Origin of the sequence: Mucilaginibacter yixingensis, from assembly GCF_041080815.1 — a bacterium.
Lineage (GTDB): Bacteria > Bacteroidota > Bacteroidia > Sphingobacteriales > Sphingobacteriaceae > Mucilaginibacter > Mucilaginibacter yixingensis.
In genome coordinates this window covers 2,364,701-2,381,628 of the sequence record NZ_CP160205.1, presented here as the reverse complement: position 1 = coordinate 2,381,628, position 16,928 = coordinate 2,364,701, and the positions used below count along the sequence as shown (strand labels likewise).

Below are 16,928 nucleotides of genomic sequence, written 5' to 3'. Positions count from 1 at the left end.
ATGTGAGATTTGAGACAGGCGTTTGTTTATGAAATTTAATAAGATATTTAGCTCGATGGTTTTAGTGTTTGGCGCTACGCTAACGCTGATGCTATCCTCATTTCAACAGCCTCCAACTTTGAAAGGTAGTTGGATATTTCAAGGTGGCGTTTACAACGGCAAACCAGATCCGGCGCCCACTGCGTATAGTCTGCAACGTCGTTATAAAGACACCACTTTTGATGCCTATATGCTGGAGAAGGGCGAGCAGCCGCTAAAATATCAATCCGGAAAATACAATTTACAACCCGATACTTGCCTGGAGACTGAAACCTACAGTCTTAATCCTTCTAAGTTGACCAATATTACCGTGCACTATCAGTATGCTTTTCGAAATGATACGCTGGTACTGTCTGGTATATTGCCGACAGGGATGGTGGTGCAGGAGTATTGGAAGAAGCAGAAGTAGTCTGAACCGGGATTTATGGGATTTTTAGGATTAACAAGGCATTAAACTTGCCGTATAGCTTCTGTTTAAGGTTAAAGCCAATATGAGGGTGTCAATTTTTAAAAGCAATCGATTAATAATTGTTTTTACCACGGCATTATTAAATGCCTTGTTACTGGCTTGTTCTTGTCATTCAAAAAATAGCACTAAAGTAGACAAGTTCTATACAGATAAAGGCGAGTGGGACTCTGCGAGACTTCCACTTATAAAACCTTATGAGGCTATTATAGTTTCGAAAGAGTCGGGCTGGTCCGTTAATCTTGATGGACTAGACGGTGATACCGGTTTTCAAAATACCGATAAGGTAAATGTTTTAAATGGTGTAATTCTACTACACAGTGTTAACTCTATTCTTCATGGAGTTGATAGCATAAAAGAAACCTGGCATATTATAGTACCTGCAAAGCACCTTGAAAAAGGTTTTGCTACGCATGCCGATTATAGTAATTACATAAAACAGCTGGGAATAAAACAGGAGCCAAAACTGCATGATATCAATTTGGTGGCGGCTTATTATGAGGATCACGATATTATCAATTGGAACGCTATTGATTATTAATAACATCCGACAGAGTCCCAAAATTCAGTTTTGACAACTCGCGTTAGGGATAGCAGCGGATACCGGCCATGTGGCTAAGGCCCGTGCAGTATGAGCGGATAGCCCGGCCCGAAGGGAACGCCCTATAAAAGTTGATGATTATAATGATTAGTTGATTGAGTCTAAATACGCTTCCTCTACTTATTTGGCAGGTTTTTCTATGTTAAAAACATGCCAAATGTTAGTAAATAAATCTGTCAAAAACCTATAAATTCCTATCTTCGCAGGTCGCTTTGAGAAACAACTATTGCATAAACCTTTACAGCGAAAAAAATCTATTAATACAACAAGATGGCTGAAGACAACGGAAACGATAATTCGCGGAAAGAAGACAGAATAATTCCCATAAATATTGATGAAGAAATGCGATCGGCTTATATCGATTATTCGATGTCGGTTATCGTATCTCGTGCATTACCCGATGTGCGCGACGGCTTGAAACCAGTTCACCGCCGTGTACTTTACGGTATGCTTGATCTGGGTTTGGCCAGTAACAAGCCCTATAAAAAATCTGCCCGTATTGTGGGTGAGGTACTGGGTAAGTACCACCCGCACGGCGATACTTCTGTATATGACGCCATGGTGCGTATGGCGCAGGATTGGAGCTTACGTTACCCATTTGTTGAAGGACAGGGTAACTACGGTTCTATTGATGGTGACCAGCCAGCGGCAATGCGTTATACAGAGGCCAGGCTGCAAAAAGTGGCCGAAGAAATGCTGGCCGATATCAATAAAGATACCATTGATTACCAGCTGAACTTTGACGACTCGTTAGAGGAGCCAACCGTATTGCCCAGTAAAATACCTAACCTGCTGGTAAACGGGGCATCGGGTATTGCGGTAGGTATGGCTACCAATATGGCACCACATAACCTGACTGAGGTAGTTGAAGCCACACTGGCTTATATAGATGACCGCGCTATTGAGATCTCTGACCTGATGAAACACATCAAGGGGCCAGATTTCCCTACAGGCGGTATTATTTATGGTTACGAAGGCGCTAAAGCAGCTTTTGAAACCGGTCGTGGCCGTATTGTAGTACGTGCCCGTGCAGAGATTGAAACTTATGGCAGCGACCGTGAGCGCATTATTGTTACCGAGATTCCTTACCAGGTGAACAAATCGGTAATGATTGAGCGTACTGCAGAGCTGATTGAAGAGAAGAAACTGGAAGGTATTTCGGCTATTCGTGATGAGTCTAACCGCGAGGGTATCCGCGTGGTTTATGAGATAAAGCGCGATGCCAATGCCCTGATCGTTCTGAATAACCTTTATAAATATACATCGCTGCAAACTTCATTCAGCGTTAACAACATTGCACTGGTACATGGCCGTCCAATGTTGCTGAACCTGAAAGACCTGATCCATTATTTTGTGGAGCACCGTCATGAGGTAGTGATCCGTCGTACTAAGTACGAGCTGGCTGAAGCCGAAAAACGCGCCCACATCTTGGAAGGTTTGCTGATTGCGTTGGATCACCTGGATGAGGTTATTCAATTGATTCGCAGCTCAAACACGCCGGAAGAGGCCCGCGATGGTTTGATGACCAAGTTTGGTTTGAGCGAGATACAAGCCCGTGCGATTCTGGATATGACGTTGCGCCGTTTAACCGGTCTGGAACGTGACAAGATTAAAGATGAGTATGCCGAGCTGGTTAAACTGATTGATGAATTAAAAGGTATTCTGGCAGATGAAGGCCTGCGTATGCAGATCATCAGAGATGAACTGAACGAGGTTAAAGATAAATTTGGCGATGAGCGTAAAACCGAAATGGTTTACTCATCTGCCGAAATGCAAACCGAAGACTTTATTGAAGACGAGGATGTGGTGATCACCATATCGCACGAGGGTTACATCAAGCGTACTCCGTTGACAGAATATCGTCGTCAGGGTCGTGGTGGTAAAGGTTCATTGGGCAGCAACAGCCGCGATGAAGACTTTATTGAGCACTTGCTCATCGCCTCAAACCACAACTACATGTTGTTCTTTACAGAGGCGGGCCGTTGTTTCTGGCTTCGTGTGTTTGAGATCCCAGAAGGTACCCGTACTTCAAAAGGCCGTGCCATCCAGAACATCATCAATATTCCGAAAGAAGAAAAGATCAAAGCGTTCATCAAACTGTTGTCGCTTAAAGATCAGGAATACCTGGAGAACAACTTTATCATGATGTGTACCGCTAAAGGTACCATCAAGAAAACTTCGCTTGAAGCTTATTCTCGTCCGCGTGCCAATGGTATCAATGCCATCAATATCAATGAGGGTGATACCTTGTTAGAAGCGGTATTAACTACCGGCAGCAGCGAGATTGTAATGGCGCTGAAATCAGGTCGCGCTATTCGCTTTAACGAGTCAACTGTGCGTCCGATGGGCCGTACTGCAACCGGCGTTCGTGGTATCTGGATTGATGACGAGAACCCGAATGATGAGGTAGTAGGTATGATCAGCATTAATGATCCGAGCACTACTGTGCTGGTGGTTTCAGAAAAAGGTTACGGTAAACGTACTGATATTGATGACTATCGCGTTACTAACCGTGGCGGTAAAGGTGTAAAAACCCTCAGCATAACTGAAAAAACCGGAAACCTTGTAGCCATTAAAGGTGTTACAGATAGTGAAGATCTGATGATCATCAACAAATCAGGTATCATTATCCGTATCGCTATCAGTGAATTAAGGGTAATGGGCCGTGCAACGCAAGGTGTGCGCCTGATATCGCTGAAAGACAATGACGAAATCGCATCGGTAGCAAACGTTCCGCAGGATGAGGAGGAAGAGAAACAGGAGGGAGCCGAAAACGGTGAGAACACCGCAGAAGGAGAGGGTAATACCGACGCACCTGCAGACGACGCGCCACAAGCATAAAAACAAAACATGATTAACCGTAAATTAATTTTTCCGGTAGCCATATTACTGTTTACTTCATCCACCGCCTTCTGCCAAACAGAAGTGCTGAAGGGTGTAGTAAACAGTTTGGCTTATTACAATAAGCAGAAAGACCTTAAATTTTTAGCCAATGCTAAAAAAACGGTCGACAGCCTGATCGTTACCAAAAAAGATTCGGCTAACACAGAGAAAAGCGTATATAAAGCAGTGGTCTACTCGGCCATTGCTTATACTGATTCTACTAATAAGCTTAACAATCCACCTACCTTCCTGGCCAAAACATCAGATCTGGTTGACAGGCTTGCCGCCAGCAAGAAGACATTTAAATATGTACCTGAGTTAGATTTTGCAAAGCGTTGTTTAGCAAATACTTATTTGCGCAATGGTTTTAATCAGATGCACAAGTCTGACTACGCTAACTCGCTTACATCATTTAAAAAAGCCCAGGTTTATGCACCGCATTTCAGGCAATTAAATGGCTATATAGCCTATGTTAACAGTAAGTTAGGCAACAAGGAAGAGGCCGCGAAATATTATGATATTTTGCTGGGTACAGATACCATGAAAACCCAATACGTACAGGCGGCTGTAAGTACATTTAAGTCTGTAGGTGATACCAGCAAAGCGTTGCAGATATTAAAAAAGGGGAGGAAGGCGCTGCCTAATGACCGTGTTTTGTTACTTGAAGAAGCTAATATTTACAACAACCGTAAAGATTACAGATCTTTAATGCCTTTGTTACCTGCGTTACTTGACAATTACCCCAATAATGCTGATGTTGCGTTTATAGCGGCTAGCTGCTATGATAATCTGAATGATTATGATAAGGCTGAGTCTATGTACCTGCATACTATTGAGTTAAACAAAACTTCATACGATCCGGTATTTAATTTGGGGCTGCTTTATTTAAAAGAAAGTACCCTGAAAAAGGATAAAGAGGCTGATAATTTGCAACGCGCTGCGCAGTGGCTTGAAAAAGCAAATGAAATATCTCCGTATGAAACCAAGTGTTTAAATTTACTGCAGCTGGTATACACCAAATCAAACAATACAGAGCAACTAAACAAGGTAAACAACAAACTAAAACAGTTAACCAATTGAAATAAACATGAAAATTAAATTTGTAATGACCGGCCTGTTGGGGTTAGTCGCCGTTTCTGCTTTCGCGCAAAAATCAGAACTAAACAACGCGCAGGAAACTTATAATAAATACGAAACCTTAAGAGGTAGCAAGAGCCTTGCTGCACCATTGCTGGTTCAGGCAAAAGCTTCAATTGATAAGGCTGCCGCTAACGATAAAACATCAGCATTACCACAAACTATCGCGCTAAAAGGTATTATTTATGCTTCAGCGGCTGTGGCTGATACGGTGCCGACAACCTCAGTTCCGTTGTTTACAACCGCAGAGGAAAGCCTGAAAAAAGCTAAAGAGGTAGATACCAAAGGTGACTACAAAAAGATGATTGATGCCGGATACTCGCTTTTGGCTCAATATCAACTAAACAAAGGCATTAAAGAATACGGCAATAAGCAATATGATCTGGCTTATAAATCATTTGATTACTACCGTACTGTTATGCCAGAAGATACCATTGCTATTTACTACACTGGTTTGGCTGCTGCCAACGCAAAAAACTGGGATGCCGCAATTACCAACTATAACAAGTTGTTAACCACGCCATTTAAAGGAAAGGAGAGGGCCTACCAGGAACTTTCTGGCTTTCAATTGGCCAAACAAACAAAGGCTGATACCTTAGCGGCCATTAAAACACTGGAAGACGCCTCAACTAAATATCCAAGCAATGCTGATATCAGCAAAACTATTGTTGAGCTAAACCTGCAAATGGGCAGACAACAGGAGGTTATTTCTAAAGTTGAAAAAGCTATCGCTAACGATCCTAAAAACAAGACTTTATACTACTACAGCGGTTTAACTTATTCTGAAATTGCTGATGATGCATCTCAGAAATTGGCTAAGGCGCCAGCTGCACAACAAGCTGCGTTAACCAAAACCCGCGACGAAAACCTGGCTAAAGCTCAGGATATGTACAAAAAAGCCCTGGAGATTGATCCAAACTATTTTGAGGCAAATCTGAACATGGGCTATGTGCTGATTACTCCGGCAATTGATCTGTACAACTACGCCAGAAAGCTGGATGTTAAAAAACAAAAAGAATACGATGCATCTATGGCTAAAGCAAACACCATGTTTGACGCCGCTAAACCATTTTTGCAGAAAGCTGTAGAGCTTAATCCAAAATCTGTAAGCGCATTAACTAACCTGCGCACTTATTACCTGGGTAAAAACGATATGGCTAACGCTACTAAGATTAAACAACAACTGGATGCACTGCAATCAGGTAAATAATTTAAAGAGGGCTGCGGTTGCAGCCTTTCTTTTTAAATCCACTATTTAACATAATATTAATTATAGGTATTATTTTTATTTGGATTTATTTAATTTAGGGTCGATTTAAATACTAAGATATTTTATTTAAAAAACGTTATGGTAAGTAAATAATTCATCAATCTAAACGGGTAAAGCTTAGGTATTGAACAAACCGAGGTTTATCAGACTGATTAATGCTCGCTGCGTGTGGCAGCATTTGTTGCCATAATACAATGTCGCCCAGTTTGCCCGGTATTGGTATGGCACCAGACTTTTCTTTTATGGCGTTTTGCGCAGCCATGTGGTCTGGAAATTGACGTTGATATTCGTCATACCGACGATGGAAACCCGGAATGAGTTTTAATGGGCCACGGTCTTCGGGGACATCGTCAAGGTAAATGAGCCCTTGAATGTAATAGCCTGGCGACTGGTGATGATCAATATCCCAATGCAACCGGTGATGCCGGAATCGCCACTGTTCTGTTTCGGGTGGGTTATAACTTACTTTATCTGTATTGGCAACAATTTTTTCTGTTTGATATAATTCCGCAAATAATTGCTTTACTGCCGGATGCCTGCGTATAGCCTCCATATCCGGATGCTGATATACCTGCAACATAAGGCCGTGCCAATCTTTATGAACTGGATACCATGTTGTCGGGTCGGCCAGGTTTATGCCTAAGTAATTGCAGGTAAAAGCTTTTACACGTTCACAATATTCAGCCGGTACCAGGCCACTAATTTTAAGGTAGCCCCACTCCTGCCAATGTTGGTGCTGGGCGGCTGTAAGCAAACGGGGAGCAGTATGTTCCTCGACATTTAAATTAGTCTCCTGGCACTGCATCTGCTCAAACAGCAGATCAGCTTCAGCTATTGCTGTTGCTCCTTTTGTCTGCTGTAACCAGGCATAAAAATCTATTTCAGATTGGCAATTTCCATACAGGTAACTAAATATCTCCAGTTTCCCCAAACCATAAACAGCCAGCCACATGTTTTCCAGGCTATCTAAATCCGCTGTTAACTTATAAGATTTGCCCGCTTTTATGCTCAAATGTTTTTGAACAAGGCACCGGATAAATTCAGCACTGGTCATCTTAGGTTTAAGTATTGTTGCTGGATAAACAAAAAAGTCTATTAGCGCATTTAAAAGGTTAATGCTTTAGGATCGATTATTTCTGTCCTAAAGCGTATTTAATGCCACCGGTTAAATGTGTCAGAAATAAAGTGTCGGTTTTAAAATCTTCGGCCGTATGTCCAAGTTCGGTATAAAAAGCCCGGCCGCCTTCAAATTGTTGGTACCATGCAATAGGGTGCTCCTCTCCCATTGTTCCGCCTTCGTAGCTTTTCTCGTCAACTTTTATCAGTACATGTAGCTTGCTGCTCACGTCCTTAAAATTGTACCATTCGTCGGTATGTAGCCAGGTGTCAGGCAATGTTTTGGTAGACAAGTGCTTGTGATCAACTATTTGAAGTTGAGCCTGTTGTATTTTAGGATGCTTTACAAAATAGGCTCCTACCAGTTGGCCATACCACGGCCAGGTATAAAGACAATCTGTAGCCGCATGAATACCCACAAAGCCACCGCCTTTATGAATAAAATTTACGAATGCTTGTTGCTGATCGGCATTGAAAAGATCATTGCCCGTAGGACTTAGAAATATAAGCGCCTTATATTGCTTTAGATTGGCGTCAGTAAATAAAGCGGGGTTGGTAGTGGTATCTACCTCAAATGCTTCCCTTTCGCCAATTTGTTTGATGGCTGTAATGCCATCGGCAATGCTGGCATGATGATAGCCCTTGGTGAGCGAAAAGATGAGTACTTTGTTTTTAGGCTTAGTAGCAGCAAAGGAGAGCACGACGGCTAAAGCCGTCAGTGCTCCTATTATTTTCTTCTTCATATCTAAATTAGGCCGAGTTTCTGCCGGCGTTTACAATGCCGTATACAGTTCGGATCACTAATTTATTATAAATATCTGCTAATTCTTGATCTTTAGTGTGCTTTAATTTTTCTAAAGCATAGTGCTGAATAATTACCAACGGTAAAACAATACGCTCGCGCAGGGCAATTGATTTTCCTTCAATCGGGTATTCCTCCATTAGCGTTTCAGTCTCGGTCAGTTCCAGCAACATGTTTTTGGTGAGTTCAAACTCGTCATGAAGCTTGTTCCAGAACTCGCCGTATTTTTTGTCTTCAGCCAGGTAAGCGGTAACGCGGAAGTCTGATTTTGACATCGACATCATACAGTTATCAAGCACTGTTTTAAAGTAGCCCGATGAATGATATAGCTCTTTAACTGCATCCCAGCTGCCGTCGTCTTTTTTCTTTTTCAGCGCAGTACCAACGCCGTAGAAGCCTGGGATATTCTGTTTCATCTGTCCCCACGCAGTTACAAAACTAATAGCGCGCAGATCTTCCAGCTTCAATTTAGAATCAGAATTACGTTTGGTTGGACGGCTGCTGATATTTACCCTTGAAAGCAGTTTGATCGGGCTCATGTCCTCCAGGTAGCTTACAAACAGCGGATCCTCACGCAGAGCCAGGAACGCTTTGTAGCTTTCATCTGCCATTTCAGAGATCAGTTGCTTATGGTTATCATCCAGCAGGTCATGACGGTTAGGGTTCAATGCTGATGCCAAACCAGCGTTGATCAATTGCTCGGTATTAAATCTTGCTGTGTCAACAGAACCATATTGCGAACTTACAGTTTGGCCCTGAATAGTCAGCTGAATATGATCATTAGCAATATCATTACCCATTGAAGCATAGAAACGATGGGTTTTACCGCCGCCACGCGCAGGTGGGCCGCCTCTACCATCAAAAAATGCCAGTTGGATGCCGTGTTTGCGGGCCATAGCTGTCAGTTCTACTTTAGCTTTGTAGATAGACCAGTTGGCCATCAGATAGCCGCCATCTTTAGTACTGTCTGAGAAACCCAGCATAATCATCTGGCGGTTACGGCGATTTACCAGGTGCTCTTTATAGAACGGGTGCGTATATAAACGCTCCATTACTTCGGCAGCATTGGCCAAATCGTTCACGGTCTCAAACAACGGCATAAAGTCTACCGTCAACTCATCTTTTTTCCAGCCGCTCCACAAAAACAGGTCCATCAGTTGCAAAATGTCTGATGCTTCCTGGCAGTTGCTGATGATAAAACGCTGACAAGCACGCTCACCATTGGTGTGCTGTATGGTTTTCATCTCCCTGATGGTATTCAGCGTATCTTTTATTAAAGGATCCGCATCTTCAGGGCAATGTACGCTAGCCTCGTTAAAGACCAGTTTTTTTAATTTATCGGCTTCGCTCAGTTCCAGGAAACCAGCTTCGATGCTGTCATCAGAATGCAGCTTATCGGTACAGAACTTAAACACGTTGCGCAGCACACGGCTATCCTGACGGATATCCAGCGTAGCAAAGAAACAACCAAATGAACGTACTTTCTGAATCAGATCTTCCACAACATCAACAGAAAGACCATCGTGGTCATTGAGTAATGTTTGACGGATAGATTGCAGTAACGATAAAAGTTCTTCCTGTAAGTTTTCCGGACGATCTGACGGCGAGAACGCGTTATCGTATAGTAATTTCTCCAGCGCAGCCATCGGTTCTTCCACACCGCGGAAAGTAATGCGGCGTTTCAGCACGCGATAATCGCGATAGTAGCATCGGAAGATGATCTGGCGCAGTGTTGCGGCCACCGTTTTAGTAGTTTCGCAGTTTACGTTCGGGTTGCCATCGCGGTCACCACCAGGCCAAAAGCCCAGTTCAAGAATCTGGTGCGATTGATCGGTAATATCAAACGAGTCATCAAGCTTAGCCTCAATGGCCGATAATGCATGGTAGAACACGTTCTCCAGGAACCAGATCAGGCTTACCGCTTCGTCAACCGGGGTTGGCGATTTTTTATTAAAGAAAGGCGTTTTACCTAATTGTTGCAGCAAAACGTTGATGCTGTTAATATCGTTGGTTTTGAGCGCCTCAATCAGATCCGTCATAATACCCAGCACAGGGCTTGGGTAAAACTGCGTAGGGTGAGCCGTTAACACCAAACGAAGCGAGAACGTATCCAGCTTCTCTTTGATGTTTTTACGCACCTCATCGTCCGCATCTGCTTGTTGCAGCAAACCTTGTAAAGTGCCGCTTTTATCAAAATTGCCTAACTTATCAAAAGAAGAATCTTCAATTGCGTCAAACAACACTACTTGCCGTTCTATATATTGTATAAATCGGAATAAGCGATTAATTTGCTCACGATGATCGATGTCTGGTGCGTACTTTTTAAAGAACGACTCAATGATGGCTGCCGGAGCTTTTTGGCTGGCAGTTTCTTTGTCGCAATGCGAGCTGAAAAAAGGGAGTAAAATACCCGTATCTTTTACCTGGTAAAACGGTAATGTAAGAAACAAGCTGTCATATAACTGAAAGCGGCTTACTACCTCCTGGTTGAAGATAATTTCCCTTTGATTTAGCTTTGATACTGAAGGCATATAATTTTGTAAAGGCTGATAGTTAGTGTGTACTTTTACAGCAGATATTTGCGCCGCTTAAATTACGTACTATTAATATATTTTTAGCAAAACGCTAAATTATTAACAGTTTTTTATAATTAAGGTCACAAAGTGTAAATAGTTTTAAATTTTTATCCCAATATCAACCTTGTGTTAATGAACCTGCAAACCCGGGAAATAAAAAACTTCTTCTACAGCCAGTATTTTTCAGACGGTTTGCGCATGAGTATGGGCATTTTAGTCCCAACGCTGCTGTTTGCGCAGTTAAATTTGTTTGATGTAGGCCTCACGTTGTCGCTTGGCGCGCTATGTGTTTGCGTGGTTGATACCCCCGGCCCAACCGTCTATAAGCGGAACGCTATGGCCATTTGTAACCTTTGTATTTTTGTGGTTGCTATGGTCACAGGTTTTGCTCGGTTGAACCTCTACACGCTGGGTGTGGAGATTCTTGTTTTCTCGTTCGTGTTCTCCATGCTGGCGGTATATGGCAACCGTGCAGCTGCAGTAGGCACTGCGGCGCTATTAGTCATGATTTTTATGATGGATAAAGCCCTGAAGCCGGAAGAGGTGCCAGATTACTGTCTTATTCTTTTGGCTGGCGGTGTTTGGTATATGCTGCAAAGTCTGCTGTTTTTCAGGATCAGACCTTATCGAGCGGCGCAGCAAGCGTTGGGCGAGAATATTCTGGACGTAGTAAAGTTCCTCCGCATTAAAGCTGATTTTTATAAAGAAGGCACTGATATAGACGATAATTACCGTAAACTGGTATCAACCCAGATACAGGTGAGCCAGCACCAGGACACGGTACGTGAGATTCTGTTTAAGAGCCGAGTGACGGTAAAAGAATCAACCTATGCCAGCAGGCTTTTGGTGATGACCTTTGGCGATCTGGTAGATCTCTACGAACAGATTATGGCCACACATTATGATTATCAGGATATTCATGAGAAATTTGGTAGTACTGGTATCCTGACGGAGATAGCCGGTCTGCTGCAGCAAATGGCTGATGAGCTGGATAATATTGGTGTGGCTATACTGGCTAACTCCCGCTATAAACATGCTTTTAACTTTGATAAACAACTGGAACAGATAAAGTTAAAGATTGATGAAATTGGTAAAGAAGAATCGGTTAGCAATCTGGTACTGAAGAAGATATTGATTAATCTGCGCGATCTAAATAGACGTATAACGGATATATTCAATTATTATCATACCAAATCATCTGTCATACTGATGGGGAACCGGAATGATATTGAATACGTCAAGTTTGTAAGTCATCAGGACTATAACGCGCGCATCTTTACCGATAACTTGTCGTTCAGCTCGGCCACATTTAAGCATGCATTGCGTGTAGCACTGGTCTGCATCACGGGTTTTATTATTACCAAAAGTGCCGAAGTGTTAATTTTAGCTGATTTCGTAACCGGCCGCAAACTTGTATTCGGGCATCATAGCTATTGGGTATTACTCACAATCATTGTGATCTTGAAACCAGGGTTCAGCCTTTCCAAGCAGCGTAACTATCAGCGTCTGGTGGGCACGGTGATTGGTGGCATTATCGGCGCGATTATCCTTTATTTCCTGCACAATACCGTTGCCGAGTTTATTTTGCTAACCATCTTCATGATTGGCTCCTACAGCTTTGTACGGTTGAATTATGTAATCAGCGTGTTGTTTACCACACCCTATGTGCTGATCTTATTTAAGTTTCTGGGCGTTGGTCACGTTACTATTTTGCAGGAACGTATTATTGATACTATTCTGGGCTCTGTTATAGCGTTTATTGCCAGTTACCTGGTATTTCCGAGCTGGGAATCAGAACAACTGATAGAAAGCTTACGCGATGTAATTTACGCCAACGCTAATTATCTGGCCAAAATTGCTACCTGCTTAAATGGCGCCAACGTTAACACCACAGAATTTAAGTTAGCCCGTAAAGACGTCTACGTTAAATCGGCCAACCTTTCGGCAGCTTTTGAGCGGATGACTTCGGAGCCTAAACGCAAACAACGTAAAAGCAAAGATGTGCACAAGTTTGTGGTGTTAAACCATATCCTGTCATCCTATCTGGCTACAATCGCTTCAAATATTAAAGGCAACGATAATAAACTACACTCCGAACATTTAAAACTGGTAAGACGTAGCCTGGCAACACTGAACGAAAGCGAGAAACTATTAGGAGGCCCACCGGTAGAGTTTACCGCAGATAAACCAGCCGAAGAAACCGCAGACCTTAACACCGATGAAAAGCTATTGCGTGAGCAACTGGGTTTTATTAATAAAGTGAGTTATGATATTGCGAAGGTGACGGAGGGGTACCTCAACTAACACCCCTCCAAACCTCCCCGAAGAAACCTCTCCTAAATCCTCTCCAAAGGAAAGGACTTGAAAAATATTTTCAATTGTTTTTTTATTAAAGCCTCCCCTTCGGGGAGGTTTGGAGGGGTGTTACAACAACTCATTAGCCAAATTTGCCAACTCACTCCGTTCCCCTTTTTGCAGGGTGATGTGCGCATAAAGTGGGTGCCCTTTAGCTTTATCAATCAGGTAAGATAAACCATTACTTTCTGCGTCCAGATAAGGCGTGTCAATCTGGTAAATATCACCGGTAAACACAAACTTACTGTGTTCGCCAGCGCGGGAGATGATAGTTTTTACCTCGTGCGGAGTTAGATTCTGGGCCTCATCAACAATAAAGAACTTTTTGGTGAGCGTACGGCCGCGAATGAAGGCCAGCGGTGCGATAGAAATCTTATCGTTAGTTACTAATTCATCAATCTTCGCCTGCATTTTTTCATCATCGGCATACTGTTCTTTGATGAATTTAAGGTTATCCCAAATGGGGGCCATGTACGGATCGACCTTGGATTTTACATCTCCAGGCAAAAAGCCAATGTCTTTGTTACTTAGTGGGATGATGGGGCGCGTAACGTAGATCTGCCGGTATTCTCTTCGTTGTTCCAACGCGCTGGCCAGTGCCAATAAGGTTTTACCTGTACCCGCGTTGCCTTGTATCGTCACCAGTTTAATGTCCGGGTTCATTAGCGCATGCAGGGCAAAAGCTTGCTCCGGGTTTTTAGGCAGAATGCTGAATACCGGGTGCTCCTCTACTTTCTCAAATGTGCCAGTTTGCATGCTGTAAAAAACAGACAGTGTTTTTTGCTTGCCTTGCAGCTGATAGAAATGATTGGCAAAACCATTGCGCACTGGTATATCCTCAGACGTAATAATGGGCTGCTTTTTCAGTTGGGTAATGAATTTATCAGTCTGCTTGTTGATGACGGTGATGCCGGTATAAAGCTCGTCAAGGTTTTTGATCTTGCCGGTTTCGTAATCCTCTGCGTTCAGATCTAGCGCTTTGGCTTTCAGTCGCAAGCAGATATCTTTTGATACCAGCACTACCCTTTTGTCGGGGTTTTCGGCTTGCAGGGCCAGGGCGGCGTTCAAGATGCGGTGATCAGTCTTGGCATCTCCAAAAATACCTTCAGCATCATAGCTACCGGTCTTTTTGTCCATAATCACTTTAAAGCAACCCTTGGTTCCGTTAAGCGGTTGCCAGTGGTTAAGCAGGTGCTTGCGCGAGAGGCCATCCATCAGTCTGATAAAGCTGCGCGCTTCGAAATTGCGCGTATCATTGCCTGTCTTCATGTTATCCAGCTCTTCCAGTACTTGTATGGGGATGGCCACATCGTGCTCCTGGAAGTTCTCAAACGCATTATGATCGTACAGGATAACCGAAGTATCTAAGACAAAAATCTTTTTCTTTCCTGCAAGTTTGGCCCTGCTTTCCTTGTTCATACGCTAAAAATATAGATTTTAAAAATCAATAAAAAAGGCGATAACGCACAAATAACAATCTTTTAACAAGTATTGCACCCAATAGTTACGTCATCTAATAGCTATATCAAACAATTTTGCTTGCAGGTGTTATAAAACTTTAATATAATCAGCCTGAATAATAGACCTTCGGGTTGCAAAACTTTATAACATATTTAATGGCCATACTTTTAGTTGAAGACGAGCCCAAAGTGGTATCGGTAATTAAGCGTGGATTAGCCGAGTATGGCTTTGAACTTAGCGTGGCCACTAACGGACAAACCGGCCTGCAAATGGCTACTGAGTATCCGTATGACCTGATCATCCTCGATTTGATGCTCCCTCTTATGGACGGCATACAGATCTGTAAACAGTTGCGGGCACAGGGGCACCACACCCCCATTTTAATGCTCACCGCGCTGGATGCCACTGAGAACCTGGTAACCGGCCTAAACAGCGGTGCCGACGACTATATGACCAAACCTTTCAAAATGATTGAGCTGGCCACACGCATTAAAGCGCTATTGCGCCGCGCCAAAGGCGAACACAAACCAGCGGCCAATGTTTTTACACTGAATGATCTGGAACTGGATGCCGATGCGAAAGTTGCTAAACTGGCAGATGCACCGCTCAACCTCACCTCTACCGAATACCGCTTGCTGGAGTACCTGATCAAAAACCAAAGGAAAGTGTTGTCGCGCATTCAGATCCTTGAAAACGTCTGGGATATCAATTTTAATTTGGGTACTAACGTGGTTGACGTTTACATTAATTATCTGCGTAAAAAGTTGGATAAAGATAATCCGTCGCGCTTTATTCAAACCGTTTTTGGTATGGGCTATATGATGAAGGAAGCAGAATAATGAAGATACAAACCAAGATAACGCTGCACTTCCTTACCCTTTCTACGGGTGTGCTGCTGCTGTTAAACACGTTTATCTTCTACTTTGAATACCAGTTTAACTATCGCGATTTTTTTAAGCGCCTGCAGGCTCGCGTAAAGCTGACAACTGATATCCGGCTGTTTCCCGGCGAGAAAGCCCGTGCCTACCAGGAAATGCGGAACCGTTTTCTTGAAAAATTACAGGGAGAAACGGAGCATATTATCAAGGCCAGTCCAACTGGTATGTTTGTTAACCAGGGCTTGCCTGATGATTTTTTTGCCGATTTGGCGGCCAATGGTAACGCCGAATACAAAAAGGAAAACCAGTTTTTTGCTGGAAAGATTGTTGCACGGGGCAATGATAGATTTATGGTGGTGGTTTCTGCCCGGAACCCTTACGGTCTACAGGAGTTGGACGAATTAAAAAGTGTTCTGTTCTTTGGGTTTCTGGGTACATTGATCATCGTATTCTTTGTAGGTAAGGTATTTTCATTCTATACTTTCGCGCCGGTGCGTAAACTCACCAATCGGATGAATGAGATTACCTCCAACAATCTGCACTTGCGCTTAGATACGCCGGGTAAGGATGAGCTTGCTGAGCTTTCTAATACTTTCAACGATATGCTGACGCGATTGGAAACAGCTTTTGAAACGCAAAATAACTTTGTAAGCAATGCCTCGCACGAATTGCGCACACCACTTACCATCATCAACAGCGAGGTTGAACTGGCTTTAGATAAAGCCGGGGACGATGCCGCTCAGCACGAAATGCTGACCACCATACAAACCGAAACCAACAAACTCACGCAGATCTTAAACAGTTTGTTGCTATTGGCACAATCAGGTTTTGACGGCAAGAAGCAGGACTGGCAAAACACCCGGATAGATGAAGCTATTTGGCAGGCTATAGAATCGGTCAAAAAAATACAGCCGAAAAGCCAGATCGAGGTTGATTTTTCTAAATTACCTGATGACGAAAATCTGCTGGAAGTATCGGGTAACAGCAATCTACTGCATTTGGCCATCACTAATATCATCAGTAACTCTTGCAAGTACTCTGAAAATAAGCTAGTGACTATTCAGTTGCGCGTGGAGAAATCAATGGTGGTTATTGCGATTAAAGACCAGGGCATCGGTATCCCTGCCGATGATATGAAGCATGTGTTTGTGCCATTTTTCCGCGCATCAAACACGCATGATTTTAAAGGGCATGGTGTGGGCTTGCCTTTGGCACTAAACATCATCAGACTGCATCGGGGCAGCATTGGTATACGGTCTGAGGTAAATATCGGTACCGAAATACAGGTCTTTTTGCCATCAGTCAAAGCATGATGCGTTTTCTCATCAAATTCTAATAAGTTTC

12 protein-coding genes are annotated in these 16,928 nt (G+C 43.1%); 8 read left to right on the top strand and 4 right to left on the bottom strand.

Annotation, left to right across the window (positions count from 1 at the left end):
* The first annotated feature begins 28 nt into the window (after positions 1–28).
* From ABZR88_RS09500 to ABZR88_RS09480, 5 genes are all read left to right on the top strand, one after another.
* A complete protein-coding gene (locus ABZR88_RS09500; RefSeq protein WP_107828743.1) occupies positions 29–448 on the top strand; it encodes a hypothetical protein in 420 nt (139 codons plus the stop codon).
* An 88-nt stretch (positions 449–536) separates the two neighbouring features.
* Positions 537–1,046, top strand: coding sequence for a hypothetical protein (locus ABZR88_RS09495; RefSeq protein WP_146166539.1), 510 nt, complete (start codon positions 537–539; stop codon positions 1,044–1,046).
* Positions 1,047–1,376: 330 nt separating this feature from the next.
* Positions 1,377–3,947, top strand: coding sequence for a DNA gyrase subunit A (gyrA, locus tag ABZR88_RS09490; protein WP_107828741.1), 2,571 nt, complete (start codon positions 1,377–1,379; stop codon positions 3,945–3,947).
* Positions 3,948–3,956: 9 nt separating this feature from the next.
* Positions 3,957–5,069 (top strand): lipopolysaccharide assembly protein LapB, encoded by a 1,113-nt coding sequence (locus ABZR88_RS09485; protein WP_107828740.1) that lies wholly within the window; start codon positions 3,957–3,959, stop codon positions 5,067–5,069.
* A gap of 7 nt (positions 5,070–5,076) precedes the next feature.
* Positions 5,077–6,336 (top strand): lipopolysaccharide assembly protein LapB, encoded by a 1,260-nt coding sequence (locus ABZR88_RS09480; RefSeq protein WP_107828739.1) that lies wholly within the window; start codon positions 5,077–5,079, stop codon positions 6,334–6,336.
* Between the two features lie 157 nt (positions 6,337–6,493).
* Here the strand turns inward: ABZR88_RS09480 and ABZR88_RS09475 are convergent, their stop codons facing one another.
* From ABZR88_RS09475 to ABZR88_RS09465, 3 genes are all read right to left on the bottom strand, one after another.
* On the bottom strand, positions 6,494–7,450 hold the full coding sequence (locus ABZR88_RS09475) for a phytanoyl-CoA dioxygenase family protein (RefSeq protein WP_107828738.1): 957 nt from the start codon (positions 7,448–7,450) through the stop codon (positions 6,494–6,496).
* 76 nt (positions 7,451–7,526) lie between these two features.
* Entirely contained in the window at positions 7,527–8,255 is a 729-nt protein-coding gene (locus ABZR88_RS09470; RefSeq protein WP_107828737.1) for a ThuA domain-containing protein, read from the bottom strand.
* Positions 8,256–8,262: 7 nt separating this feature from the next.
* Positions 8,263–10,845, bottom strand: coding sequence for a phosphoenolpyruvate carboxylase (locus ABZR88_RS09465; RefSeq protein ID WP_107828736.1), 2,583 nt, complete (start codon positions 10,843–10,845; stop codon positions 8,263–8,265).
* A gap of 177 nt (positions 10,846–11,022) precedes the next feature.
* Between ABZR88_RS09465 and ABZR88_RS09460 the strand changes: the two genes are divergently transcribed.
* Positions 11,023–13,194 (top strand): FUSC family membrane protein, encoded by a 2,172-nt coding sequence (locus ABZR88_RS09460; protein ID WP_107828735.1) that lies wholly within the window; start codon positions 11,023–11,025, stop codon positions 13,192–13,194.
* Positions 13,195–13,314: 120 nt separating this feature from the next.
* Here ABZR88_RS09460 and ABZR88_RS09455 read toward each other — a convergent pair whose 3' ends face one another.
* The gene (locus ABZR88_RS09455) at positions 13,315–14,664 is read right to left on the bottom strand and encodes a PhoH family protein (RefSeq protein WP_107828734.1); all 1,350 of its coding nucleotides are present in this window, start codon (positions 14,662–14,664) and stop codon (positions 13,315–13,317) included.
* A 197-nt stretch (positions 14,665–14,861) separates the two neighbouring features.
* On the opposite strand from ABZR88_RS09455, the gene ABZR88_RS09450 reads away from it, so the two are divergent.
* Both ABZR88_RS09450 and ABZR88_RS09445 read left to right on the top strand, forming a co-directional pair.
* A complete protein-coding gene (locus tag ABZR88_RS09450) occupies positions 14,862–15,545 on the top strand; it encodes a response regulator transcription factor (RefSeq protein WP_107828733.1) in 684 nt (227 codons plus the stop codon).
* Complete coding sequence (locus tag ABZR88_RS09445; protein WP_107828732.1) at positions 15,545–16,897, top strand: cell wall metabolism sensor histidine kinase WalK; 1,353 nt, start codon at positions 15,545–15,547, stop codon at positions 16,895–16,897. Before ABZR88_RS09450 ends, ABZR88_RS09445 begins: the two co-directional genes overlap by 1 nt.
* Positions 16,898–16,928 lie beyond the last annotated feature (31 nt).